General features: G+C 46.3%; 10 protein-coding genes and 1 pseudogene. 9 read left to right on the forward strand and 2 right to left on the reverse strand.

All coding sequences use genetic code 11. The features are described 5' to 3' along the window. The 9 genes and pseudogenes from QUB44_RS04190 to QUB44_RS04230 all read left to right on the forward strand — a co-directional run. Window positions 1-389, forward strand: a pseudogene (locus QUB44_RS04190) (ATP-binding cassette domain-containing protein); the annotation flags it as partial. Between the two features lie 40 nt (window positions 390-429). Next, window positions 430-1230: an ABC transporter permease gene (locus QUB44_RS04195; RefSeq protein WP_333363512.1), complete on the forward strand. Its 801-nt coding sequence runs from the start codon at window positions 430-432 to the stop codon at window positions 1228-1230. Between the two features lie 115 nt (window positions 1231-1345). After that, a complete protein-coding gene (locus QUB44_RS04200) occupies window positions 1346-2248 on the forward strand; it encodes an Rpn family recombination-promoting nuclease/putative transposase (RefSeq protein ID WP_333161785.1) in 903 nt (300 codons plus the stop codon). Window positions 2249-2292: 44 nt separating this feature from the next. Then, window positions 2293-4293 carry a Gldg family protein gene (locus QUB44_RS04205; RefSeq protein ID WP_333363515.1) on the forward strand — a complete coding sequence of 667 codons (2001 nt, stop codon included), beginning with the start codon at window positions 2293-2295 and terminating at the stop codon, window positions 4291-4293. Window positions 4294-4461: 168 nt separating this feature from the next. Continuing rightward, window positions 4462-5100, forward strand: a complete 639-nt coding sequence (locus tag QUB44_RS04210; RefSeq protein ID WP_333363518.1) for a DUF4340 domain-containing protein — start codon at window positions 4462-4464, stop codon at window positions 5098-5100. A gap of 186 nt (window positions 5101-5286) precedes the next feature. Further along, window positions 5287-6417 (forward strand): ABC transporter ATP-binding protein, encoded by a 1131-nt coding sequence (locus tag QUB44_RS04215; protein ID WP_333363521.1) that lies wholly within the window; start codon window positions 5287-5289, stop codon window positions 6415-6417. A gap of 172 nt (window positions 6418-6589) precedes the next feature. After that, on the forward strand, window positions 6590-7726 hold the full coding sequence (locus tag QUB44_RS04220) for a spermidine/putrescine ABC transporter substrate-binding protein (protein ID WP_333363524.1): 1137 nt from the start codon (window positions 6590-6592) through the stop codon (window positions 7724-7726). Between the two features lie 154 nt (window positions 7727-7880). Next, the gene (locus tag QUB44_RS04225; RefSeq protein WP_333161794.1) at window positions 7881-8792 is read left to right on the forward strand and encodes an ABC transporter permease; all 912 of its coding nucleotides are present in this window, start codon (window positions 7881-7883) and stop codon (window positions 8790-8792) included. Between the two features lie 140 nt (window positions 8793-8932). Beyond that, a complete protein-coding gene (locus QUB44_RS04230; protein WP_333363526.1) occupies window positions 8933-9778 on the forward strand; it encodes an ABC transporter permease in 846 nt (281 codons plus the stop codon). Between the two features lie 90 nt (window positions 9779-9868). On the opposite strand, the gene QUB44_RS04235 is transcribed toward QUB44_RS04230, so the two are convergent. Both QUB44_RS04235 and QUB44_RS04240 read right to left on the reverse strand, forming a co-directional pair. After that, complete coding sequence (locus QUB44_RS04235) at window positions 9869-10684, reverse strand: fatty acid desaturase (protein WP_333161798.1); 816 nt, start codon at window positions 10682-10684, stop codon at window positions 9869-9871. A gap of 359 nt (window positions 10685-11043) precedes the next feature. After that, window positions 11044-11856, reverse strand: a complete 813-nt coding sequence (locus tag QUB44_RS04240; RefSeq protein ID WP_333161800.1) for an acyl-CoA desaturase — start codon at window positions 11854-11856, stop codon at window positions 11044-11046. Between the last annotated feature and the right edge of the window lie 8 nt (window positions 11857-11864).

Below are 11864 nucleotides of genomic sequence, written 5' to 3' on the forward strand. Positions count from 1 at the left end.
AGTCGATCGAACGTTCTCAACCCGAACCCGAACCGATTTTAGATACACCAAAGTCGATCGAACGTTCTCAACCAGAATCCGAACCGATTTTAGATACACCAAAGTCGATCGAACGTTCTCAACCCGAACCCGAACCGATTTTAGATACACCAAAGTCGATCGAACGTTCTCAACCAGAACCCGAACCGATTTTAGATACACCAAAGTCGATCGAACGTTCTCAACCCGAATCCCAACCAGTTGTAAAAAATCGGCCACTTAAAAAAAAGCCACAACCGAGTAGCGATTCTCAACCAGAACAGCCACCTGTTACCAAAAAGCGACAAATAGAAAGAAAAAAACAGGATAGCGACAGCAGCGAAACACCACCCGCAGGCGACTCAGAATGAACCAATTACCAATAGCCAATTACCCATTCCCAATTCCTAAATGTTAGTAATGATTAGTAATATTGTCGCAATTTACCGCAAAGAACTACAAAGCTATTTTGCCTCGCCATTAGCCTATGCCATCGCAGCAGTTTTTTGGCTAATCACCGGCTACTTTTTAATAGCCATCCTCCTAGCCCCCGACGGGTTAATTCCCCAAATCGGCCAGCGAGACCAAATGGGAATTACCGAACCTCCGATCGACGTAGCCTACGAATTCCTGCAACTATTCCTGCGAATAATGGGTTCCCTATCCTTGTTCGTACTACCCGCACTCTCAATGGGACTTTACGCAGAAGAACGCAAACGTGGAACCTTAGAACTATTAGCCACATCGCCCTTAACAAACTGGGCCGTTGCTACTGGCAAACTCCTCGGTGTTTTAACATTTTATACCACGATGTTGGTGCCGCTGCTGTTCTGCGAGGCGATCGCCCTCAGTTCCTCAACCCCACCCGTACCCCCCGGAGTTCTTCTGCTAGGACACGGCGGCTTAATCTTACTAGCAGCAGGAGTATTGTCCCTCGGAATGTTTATTTCCTCCCTCACCGACAGCACAATTTTATCAGCCATCCTCACCTTCACTCTAGTATTATTTCTCTGGGTGATCGATGCAGTCGCCGTCAGTATCGGTGGCCCCTTCGGAACAGCATTAGGACATTTGTCGCTGCTAACAAATTACACCAATCTTGTCAAGGGAGTTTTCGACACCAGCAGTTTAATTATGTTTGCCAGTTACATCATTTTAGGAGTATTTCTGACCGCCCAATCCATCGATGCCTTGCGATATCAGCGTTCTTAAAAACATTAGGTAAGGCAGAGACAGAGAAGGTTATTTTTGCCAAAGTAAAGAGAAGTAAAGAGCAAAGGGAAGGTTATTTTTTCCCTGTTAATCATTCTACAAAATACCTCAAACAATGAGATTTATCAATCCCAAAATCGACTTTGCGTTCAAAAAAATATTCGGTTCCAGCGACAGCAAAGACATCCTGATTAATTTTTTAAACGCCATCCTTTATGAAGCACAGCCGATCATCGAAGACTTAGAAATAATCGACTCCCAACCAGAACCTCAAAATCTCGCAACCCAAGACACACACCTAGATGTCAAAGCCACAATTAACGGCGGCAGAATCGCCCTAGTTGAAATTCAACTGATAAACGTGCCTTCCTTTGGGAACAGAGTTTTGTACAACGCTGCCAGAAGCTACAGCCAACAATTAACAGGAAAAGAACGCTACGAAAGACTAAAAACAGTAATTTCCTTGAAAATTGCCGACTTTGAAATGTTTGAAAATCAGCCAGAATTTTTGTCGCGGTTTGTTTTTCAAGAAAAAGAGCAACAGTTTGAGTGTCCAGATACTGCAATAGAATTAGTATTTATCGAACTGCCAAAATTTACCAAGGAATTAGCAGAATTAGCAACAACAGCAGAGCAATGGATTTACTTTCTCGAAAAAGCCAGCACTCTGGAGACAGTACCAGAAACACTCAGTGCAGTTCCCGAAATTCAGAAAGCTTTTAGAATTGCCACCGAAGAAAACTTCACTCAGGAAGAATTAAATGAGTTGCAGAAGCAAGAATTGTGGATTCAAGACCAGCAGATTGCCATAGATGTAGCAAGAGAACAGGTGACAAAAACCGCTCAACTCTCGTTAATATTGCGTCAGTTAGTGAAGCGCTTAGGCACAATACAACCGGAAACCGAAAACTGCATCCGTCAATTAGGTATACAGGAATTAGAAGAACTAGGAGATGCCGTGCTGGATTTCAACAAGCCGTCAGATTTAACAGCATGGTTGCAGGCTAATGCGATATAGAATAACATCCTCAAACCGGAATTTTGTCACTCAATATTTACATTATGAAAATTAGCAAAACAAATTGGAAATACGTTTTTTTGCTGGGGCCCCTCCTCATCGCAGCGGGGGTAACAGCAGCATTTGTATCTGGAGTATGGGATCCCCTGACAGTCGGTTTAGTTATTGCCGGAGCAGTGACGATCGCACTTTGGCTGCTATATTTGAGTTACGAACAAAGCTTTTGGGGGCAGCGTTCCACTCAAGCCAGCACCAACGCCCTAATTGCTACCCTCGCCGTCTTTGTGATTCTCGGAGTAATTAACTTCATAGCCGTTCGCTATCCCGTCCGCATCGACTTAACCGAAAGCCAACAATTTACCCTTGCCCCGCAGACTCAACAAATACTGCGAAACCTGCAACAAACAGTCAAAGTTTGGGTATTTGACCCCATCCAAAACCCCCAAATTAAAGAATTGCTGCAAAGCTACAAACGCGAGGGAGGCGAAAAGTTCCAATTCGAGTTTGTTGACCCGCAGACCCAACCTGGAAAAGCGCGGGAATTTAGTATTACTAGCATCGGAGAAGTTTACCTGCAATCCGGCGACAAAAAACAAGTTCTGCAAAAAGGTGGCACTGCTTTTGGTAGCGACCCAAATCAAGGTCTTTCAGAGATCAAACTGACCAATGCCTTAGAAGAAATCCTGAGCACTCGCGTTGCTACAGTTTACTTTTTGCAAGGCAAAGGAACCCGCCCGATAAAGGAAGGTCAAGGCGGAATTCAGCAAGCTGAAAAAGCTTTGAAAGATAAATACTACAACGCCCAAACGCTGAATTTGACCGAACGCAAAGAAGTGCCAGAAGATGCAGATGCTTTAATCATTCCGGGGCAGGACAAACCGTTTTCCGATACAGAAATTAAAGCACTAAGAGCTTATCTCGATCGCGGCGGCAGTTTATTGTTAATGGTAGACCCGGCAATTGATACGGGATTGGGCAAATTGCTGGAAGAATGGGGCGTAAAACTAGACGCCCGTTTGGCCATCGATGCTTCGGGCACTGGTCAAAGATTTGGCCTGGGCCCCACGGTTCCAACAGTCAGGCGCTACGGCGAACATCCGATTACTCAAAGTTTTGGCAACGGTATTTCATTTTATCCATTTGCGCGTGCTTTGGAAACCTCGCCAGTAGCAGGGATAGAGGAAAAACCGCTGATTTGGACGAGTCAGGAAAGTTGGGCGGAAAGCGATTTGACGACTAAGAAATTGGAGTTTGATCAGAAGACCGATAAACAAGGCCCGCTATTATTAGGTGTAGCTTTAGTTCGATCGTCCACTGACAGCACTCCCTTAAAGCCCTCACCTTCACCAACACCAACTTCGCCCTCGCCTTCACCCCAAGCATCGCCGACAGATTCACCATCGCCGACAGATTTACTATCTCCGACAGATTCGCCATCACCTTCACCCCAAGCATCGCCGACAACTTCGCCATCTCCGACAGATTCACCATCGCCGACAACTTCGCCATCTCCGACAGATTCCCCATCTCCGACAGATTCACCATCGCCGACAACTTCGCCATCTCCGACAACTTCGCCAACAGCTTCCCCAATCAGCTATTCGGTGATTGTGTCGCAAGAAGCAACGCCTCCAGCATTACCGACGACTTCGCCAACGCCCACAGCATCTCCCACAGCATCTCCCACAGCATATCCAGAAAGTTCGCCAACACCCACAGCATCTCCCACAGCATCTCCCAGTCCAACCGCAACTCCTTCTGTGCCTTCAGCTTCTCGAAAAACATCGCGAATGGTAGTAATTGGCACATCTCAATTTGTGACTAACGGTTGGTTTGACCAACAACTCAATAGCGACGTGTTTCTCAATTCAGTCAGTTGGTTGAGTAAACCAGACCAGCAAAGCTTTTCTATCAGTCCGAAAAAAGCTACCAACCGCCGCATTAACATGACGGCCATTCAAGTAGGATTGCTGGTTTTAGCTTGGCTAATGTGGCCTTTACTCGGGCTGGGAATTGGCGGCGCTATCTGGTGGAAGAGAAGATAAGTTAGTTGACTGTTGACAGTTGTCAGTTGTCAGTTGACAGTTGTCAGTTGACTGTTGTCAGTTGTCAGTTGACTGTTGTTATTAATAACAAACTCCCCAATTCCCAATGCCCAATTCCCAATTCCCAATTCCCAATTCCCAATTCCCAATGCCCAATTCTCAGTTATTATGAAATTGCAGAAAAATACATTAGTATTGATAGCCGTCGCGCTTAGTATGACTGGGTTGGTTGCTTTGTTCGAGATGCAAGTATCTCCGAAACAGGAAGCCGCTAAGGAAGAAAAACAGAAAATTTTTGCTTTTAACTCCGATCGCATACAATTCTTTACAGTCAAAACTCCCGAAAAAATCTTGACTTTTGAACGAGTTTATGCGACAAAAGGAGGCAAGTCTAGCTGGGAAATGAAATTGCCAGTGCAAGCACACGCAAGTCAGGCCTCGGTGGATTTTTTGCTAGACAGGCTGGCAACAGGAAAGAGCGATCGCACGATTAATATTACTGCTGCTAAACTGCCAGAATACGGTCTCGACCAACCCCAAGCTACAGTCACAGTAAAACTGGACAACCAGGAAACTCACCGCCTAGTTTTAGGCAAAACAGACTTTAGCGGCCGCTTCTTGTACGCTCAAGCCAATCCACCGGAAGCGCCCCCTCAAAATTCAGCCCAAAATTTGCCCGTGCTGCTAGTGCCTTTTGACTTTAAAAATGCCGTCCAGCGACCTTTGTCAGAGTGGAAAAAAGCAGAAGCACCCAAAACAGACAAACCGCAAAAACCATCTCCCACGCCAAGTCCTGAGAATAAATAGATGGCCGATTGCTCGAATAGGGTGCGGGGCACAGGACATTCGGTATGACCCGGTAACACTCTGGGATAGAATTTAAAGAACAAATCCCAAAACCTGTTACATCCAACATTCCTCACCTAAAATACAGAAAAGTCTAAACTTAAACTGTATTTAAGTGGCGTGCATTACCCCCAGGAAAGGGCGAATATGTTTCAGACAGCACTCAACCAAGGTACGACAGCAACGGATACAGCGCTTGACGTTGAACTCCGCAAGGTCTTTAAGGTATTTAACGGCGAAACCGCAGTCCGCGGAGTAGACCTCAGCATTCGTCAAGGAGAATTTTTTAGCATCCTCGGGCCCAGTGGCTGCGGCAAGACTACGACGCTGCGCTTAATCGCTGGGTTCGAGACTCCCTCGGCGGGCGAATTGATGATTCGCGGGCAGTCGATGACCAACACTCCAGCTTACCGCCGTCCGGTAAATACTGTGTTTCAAAGCTATGCTTTGTTCGGACACATGAATGTCTGGGACAATATCGCTTTTGGATTGCGGATAAAAAAGCAGGGGAAAGCGGAAATTGAAGAACGGGTACGGGAAGTTTTGCAATTGGTGAAAATGGAATCTTTCGCCAACAGGTTTCCCGGTCAAATGTCGGGCGGCCAGCAGCAACGGGTGGCTTTGGCGAGAGCTCTGGTAAATCGACCGGCGGTTCTGCTGCTGGACGAGCCCCTGGGTGCCCTGGATTTGAAGTTGCGGAAGCAGATGCAGTTGGAACTGTCGAATTTGCACCAAGAATTGGGTTTGACTTTTGTGATGGTGACTCACGACCAAGAAGAGGCGATGAGTCTGTCTGACCGGATTGCGGTGATGCACGAGGGCAGGATTGAGCAAATTGGCTCTCCTGAAGAAATTTATGAGTGCCCGCAGACGGCTTTTGTGGCGGATTTTATTGGCGATACGAATTTGTTTGCGGGTACGGTAGAATCGATCGACCGATCGACTCTCACAGTTCGCACCTCGGCCAATCTGAAAATAATCGTTCAGCAGTCGGATATGTGGAATGGTGTCACAGGCGACTCTGTTGTGGTCAGCGTTCGGCCGGAAAAAGTATATTTGAATCTCTACCAGCCGGAAGTGTCGGTCAACTGTTTTGAAGGGCGGCTCAAAAATACTATGTACATGGGCACGCACGTTCATTACGTAGTTGAGTTGGCGTCGGGCGATAAAATTACTGTACGCCAGCCAAACACCGGCGGCTCTTTCCCAGATCCGCACACGCCGATTTACGCTTACTGGGGAACTACTGATTGTCTCGCTTTGACCGATAGGAATTAGTCAGTTTGCAGTTGGCAGTTGGTATTAGTCATTAGTCATTAATCATTGGTTATTTGTTGGTGGTTGGTTCTCCTAACAAATAACATAGGACAATTCCCAATTACCAATTCCCCAATCTTCAATCCCCAATTCCCCAATCTAAAATCTAAAATCTAAAATCTAAAATCTAACTGTGCCTCCGACTAACTTACCAATTTCCAGGATTTTCCCGGCTAATTCTACACGCCGTCAGTTCCTAAAAAATTCGGCGGCGACAATTTCCGGGTTAGCTCTTTCTAGTTGTGGCTGGCGGCTTGCAGACGTACAATCTGCTCCTCCCGTCAAAGGTGATGCCGACCAACTTTTCATCTATACTTGGGCAGGATATACCGATAACGCTTTGCTCGATCGCTTTGCCGAAAAAACCGGCATTCGCGTAGTGGCCGACGTGTTTAGCTCCAACGAAGAGATGCTGGCGAGAGTTCAAGCCGGTGGCGGCCGCGCCTACAGCGTCATTTACCCGTCTGACTACATGGTGGTTCAGATGACGGAACTCGGGCTGCTGATCCCATTAGACCAGTCGATTTTGGGCGGGATCGATCGGCTCAGAAAACAGTTCCAAAACCCTGTATATGACCCAGGAAACCGCTACAGCGTCCCTTTGAGTTGGGGAACCACAGGCTTGATTTACAACAGCGAACAACTCAAAGAAGAACCTGAAGATTGGAATTATTTGTGGCAGCACAAACAGGAGTTAGCAAGGCGAATGACCCTGGCTAGCGATGTTCGAGAAGTCATGGGCGCTGCGTTGCGGATGCTGGGCTATTCTCTGAATTCTACGAACCCAGAGCACGTGAAACAAGCTTACGAAAAGTTGGTGGAACTCAAACCGGCGATCGCATCTTTTACTACTGATGCTTGGCGGCCTCAAATGCTGACCGGGGACTTGAAGGTAGCTATGTGTTATTCTTCTGATGCTAATGAAGTAATTTCAGATTCAGAGAACGATAAATTGAAGTATGTCGTCCCCAAAAGTGGTTCTTCTCTGTGGACTGACACTTTAGTAATTCCTAAAGGTGCTCCCAATCCCGAAGCAGCTTATAAATGGATTAACTTTATGCTGCAACCCGATGTCGCTGCTTCTTTAGTAGAGCGACTCAGTTTTTCAACTCCTTTGGAAGATGCTTTTAGTTTGTTGCCGCCGGAAGTCCGCCAAAACGACATTCTTTTCCCTCCGGAATCTGTTTTGAAAAAGTGCGAAGGTGTGGCTCCGGTAGGGAAATTTATGGAAGTGTACGATCGCTATTGGACTAAATTAACCAGCGGCTAATCGTCAAACCTAGGGCGGGTTTTACACGCAATTTCTGATTCTTACCCAATATTTACATCAACCCGCCCCCGTACAGCCGATCGCACACTCTATCCGTATTATATCCGCGTTAATCCGCGTTAATCAGCGGTTAAAAACTCAAAAAAATTGCTCTATGGCTGTTTCAACTAGAACTCCCCCTCCTCTTCCTCCCAATTCTTCCTTGAAGGCTGAAACTGTTTCCCCGTGGTCGGCGTGGGCTGGGCCGCTGGCATTGCTCGGCCCTTCTGGATTGTTGCTGCTTTTATTATTAGTCATACCAACTTTGGTGATTTTTCAGCTTAGTTTGGTGCCGAATATTAAACCGGGAGATTTGGTGAATCCTTCGGGAATCGGCAATTACCTGCGAGTGTTTGAGCCGCTGAATTTGCAGGTGATGGGTCGATCGCTCTTTTTCGCAACGGGGACTACTATTCTGTGTTTGCTGCTGGGATTTCCCGTGGCTTACTGGATCGCCCTCAATGTCTCGAAAAAGTGGCGGAATTTAACTTTGTTAGGCTTTGTTTTGCCGCTGTGGACTTCTTCGCTGTTGCGATCGTATGCTTGGATTACAATTCTGCGTCCTACGGGGGTTCTCAACTCGCTGCTGGCACTTGTAGGCATTCCTCCTCTGGAATTGCTCAATCAAAGTTCCGCAGTTTTAATCGGCATGGCTTACAGTTATTTGCCTTATATCGTGACAATTCTCTACGCTTCTTTGGAAAAGTTAGACCGCAGGTTGCTAGAAGCATCTCAGGATTTGGGCGCGAATCCAGTGGAAACTTTCTGGAAAGTGACAGTACCTCAGACAATGCCGGGAATTGCTGCGGGTTCTTTGCTAGTATTTATTAGCTGTTTGGGCGATTTTGTCGATCCGGAGTTGCTTGGTGGAGCTTCGAGCATGACGGCGGCTCGTTTAATTTACAATCAGTTTTTGGGGGCGACTCAAAATTGGGGTCTGGGTTCGGCTCTGAGTATGGTATTAATCTTTGCAGTGAGTATCGGAATTGCCCTTTTGCTCAAATATGGCGATCGTAATGCAATTTAAAGAAGTCATTAGTCATTAGTCAGTAGTCATTAGTTATTGGTTACTTTTTATTGGTAGCTACTCACAAATAACAACTGACAACAACCGATTACCAATTACCAATTACCAACTACCAACTACCAATTCCCCATTAGCGAGACATGGAAAATACCGCCGAAAATCCACAGGAGGAAATCCAAGCCGATATGTACTTAAAACCTAAATTTAAGATTTCTTGGCAGGTAATATTTGCCGTTTTGATGTTTTTTTATATGTACCTGCCCATCCTGGTACTCACCTTTTACAGCTTTAACAAATCGCGTTTTAGCGCAGGTTGGGAAGGATTTACTTTAGATTGGTACGTTAAATTATTTAGCGATACGCGGATTTTAATTGCCCTGAGAAACAGTTTAACAGTAGCTGTTTGTGCAGTTGCAATTTCGGCTGTACTCGGCACTTTGATGGCCGTTGGTTTAGCCCGCTACCGCTTTCCTGGCAAGAGTTTATATCAGGGAGTTTCCTACTTGCCGATTATTATTCCAGATATTGCGACCGCAGTTGCTACTCTGGTATTTTTAGCGGCGCTGGCTATTCCTCTGAGTTTGTGGACAATTGTCGCCGCTCACATTGTGTTTTGTCTGGCTTACATCGCCCTAGCTGTTTCTACTAGATTGGCAGATTTAAACCCGTATTTAGAAGAGGCTGCCTTGGATTTGGGTGCAACGCCTGTTGAAGCTTTTATTCAGGTTTTGCTCCCTCAATTAATACCCGGAATTGTTTCCGGTTGTCTGCTGTCTTTTGTCCTCAGCATGGACGATTTTTTGATTGCTAGTTTTACCGCAGGTAGCGGGACTACAACTCTGCCGATGGAAATTTTTAGCCGGATTCGGACTGGGGTGAAACCTGATATTAATGCTCTCAGCGTGCTGTTGATAGTAGGTTCGGGAGGATTGGCGTTTTTAGCGGAATATTTGCGCGGCCGGGGCGAGCAAAAACGGACTCATTAGGCAGTGGGCAGTTGACAGTGGGCAGTTGACAGTTGGTTATTTGTGAGTTGTTACCAATTCCCCATGCCCCATGCCCCATGCCCCATGCTGCTACTTAGCTGGTAATTTCACCTTAGTAGCCAAACCTAGTGCTTCCAAGACTTGAATTGTCATCCAAGTGAAGTCAATTTCCCACTTTTCCATACCGTGACGGGCCGAGTATTGATAAGCATGGTGGTTGTTGTGCCAGCCTTCGCCGTAAGTCAAAAGCGCAACCCACCAACAGTTAGTAGAACTATCCTTTGTTTCGTAAGTGCGGTAGCCAAATTTGTGAGTGGCGCTGTTAACAAACCAGGTGCAGTGATACACCAAAACTAAGCGTACAAAAATTACCCACACTACAAACGGCCAGCCTGCTGCTAAGTAAAGCAAGACGCCAAAGACGATTTGCATTGGGAGAAAGTAGTTTTGCAAAAATTGGTAAAATGGATCGCTCGAAATGTCTTTTGTGCAGCGGGCAATTTCAGCGTGAGCTGGACCTTTATATAGCATCCAGCCGATGTGACTCCACCAAAAACCCTTTTGGGCATTGTGAGGGTCGAGCGCATTTTGGTCAGAGTGGGTGTGGTGCAATCGGTGCAGCCCAACCCAATCAATTATTCCTCCTTGACAGGCAAGGGCTCCGCAAAATGCTAGAAAGTATTCTACGAATTTTGGTGTCTGAAAGCTACGGTGGGTGAGCATACGATGCCATCCGAGAGTTATTCCCAAACCGCCGGTTATCCAGTGCATAAATACTGTTAAACCAACTGCTGTCCAATTGAAGTTACTGGGTAGCAGTGCGAACAAAGCGCCGATATGAAGTCCTGCTAAACTAATAACGTGCTTCCAATTGTATTGGAGTTTTTCTTGAGTTGCTATTGTCATTCTTTTTTTGATTTCTGATGAGATGCCGACCGGGATTCACGCATAATAGTTTGGATTGAGCAGTGAACTTTTTTTGCTGCACACTTGCCCAAACTAATAAAGAATCAATGATAGATTTGGGATTAGGATTGAAAAAGATTTACGGTTGTATTTTGAAAATAAAAAATTTGGTGGCCAAACAAATTTTTTTGTTCCCAATTATATTATAACTGATTCTGGTTTTGGTTGGGTCGATCGCACCATACGGATCGATCTCTGTTCAACCCAACCTATACCGATCGCAAAGACAGGATTAGGCATTGGTCACCAGCCATTAGTCCAGAACTGATGAGCGACAACCAATGACTAATTGCCGATCTCTATTTTTCTGCTAATTTCACTTTGGTTGCCAAACCCAGCGATTGCAGCAATTGAATTGTCATCCAGGTGAAGTCGATTTCCCACCATTGCAGGCCGTGGCGAGCCGAGTATTGAAAGGCGTGGTGGTTGTTGTGCCAGCCTTCGCCGTAGGTGAGCAGAGCCACCCACCAACAGTTCGTCGAGCTATCGCCCGACTCGTAGGTGCGGTAGCCGAATTTGTGGGTAGCGCTGTTAACCAGCCAAGTGCAGTGGAACACCACCACGATCCGCATAAACACGCCCCAAACCACGAAAGACCAGCCGCCTAATAAATAAAGCAAAACACCGAAGACAACTTGGATGGGGATAAAATATGCTTGGAGAAACTTGTATACTGGGTCGTCGCCGATGTCTTTAGTAAAGCGAGGGATTTCAACTCTGATCGGGAGATCCGAGAGCATCCAACCCATGTGGCTCCACCAGAAGCCTTGATTGGAATCGTGGGGATCTGTTTCGGTGTCGGAATGTATGTGGTGTAACCGGTGCATTCCTACCCAGTCGATCGGGCCACCTTCGCAGGAAAGCGTACCGCAAATAACTAGAAAATACTCTAGCCATTTCGGTGTTTGAAAACTGCGGTGGGTGACGAGGCGGTGAAATCCGAGAGTAATTCCTAAACCACCTGTTACCCAATGCAGGAATACTGCTAGCCCGACCGCAGACCAGCTAAAATTACCCGGCAGCAAAGCAAATAAAGCACCGATGTGCAGAAAGGCCATAAAGCCTACGACAGGCCAATCAGGAGAAGTTTTTTTGGAAGTTGCAATCGTCATGAATATAT

It is taken from the genome of Microcoleus sp. AT3-D2, assembly GCF_036705715.1.
GTDB lineage: Bacteria > Cyanobacteriota > Cyanobacteriia > Cyanobacteriales > Microcoleaceae > Microcoleus.

Coding starts and splice junctions, on each gene's coding strand:
- QUB44_RS04195 (WP_333363512.1), top strand. CDS start 430: ATGTTAGTAATGATTAGTAATATTGTCGCAATTTACCGCAAAGAACTA.
- QUB44_RS04225 (WP_333161794.1), top strand. CDS start 7,881: ATGGCTGTTTCAACTAGAACTCCCCCTCCTCTTCCTCCCAATTCTTCC.
- QUB44_RS04210 (WP_333363518.1), top strand. CDS start 4,462: ATGAAATTGCAGAAAAATACATTAGTATTGATAGCCGTCGCGCTTAGT.
- QUB44_RS04205 (WP_333363515.1), top strand. CDS start 2,293: ATGAAAATTAGCAAAACAAATTGGAAATACGTTTTTTTGCTGGGGCCC.
- QUB44_RS04200 (WP_333161785.1), top strand. CDS start 1,346: ATGAGATTTATCAATCCCAAAATCGACTTTGCGTTCAAAAAAATATTC.
- QUB44_RS04215 (WP_333363521.1), top strand. CDS start 5,287: ATGTTTCAGACAGCACTCAACCAAGGTACGACAGCAACGGATACAGCG.
- QUB44_RS04235 (WP_333161798.1), bottom strand. CDS start 10,684: ATGACAATAGCAACTCAAGAAAAACTCCAATACAATTGGAAGCACGTT.
- QUB44_RS04240 (WP_333161800.1), bottom strand. CDS start 11,856: ATGACGATTGCAACTTCCAAAAAAACTTCTCCTGATTGGCCTGTCGTA.
- QUB44_RS04230 (WP_333363526.1), top strand. CDS start 8,933: ATGGAAAATACCGCCGAAAATCCACAGGAGGAAATCCAAGCCGATATG.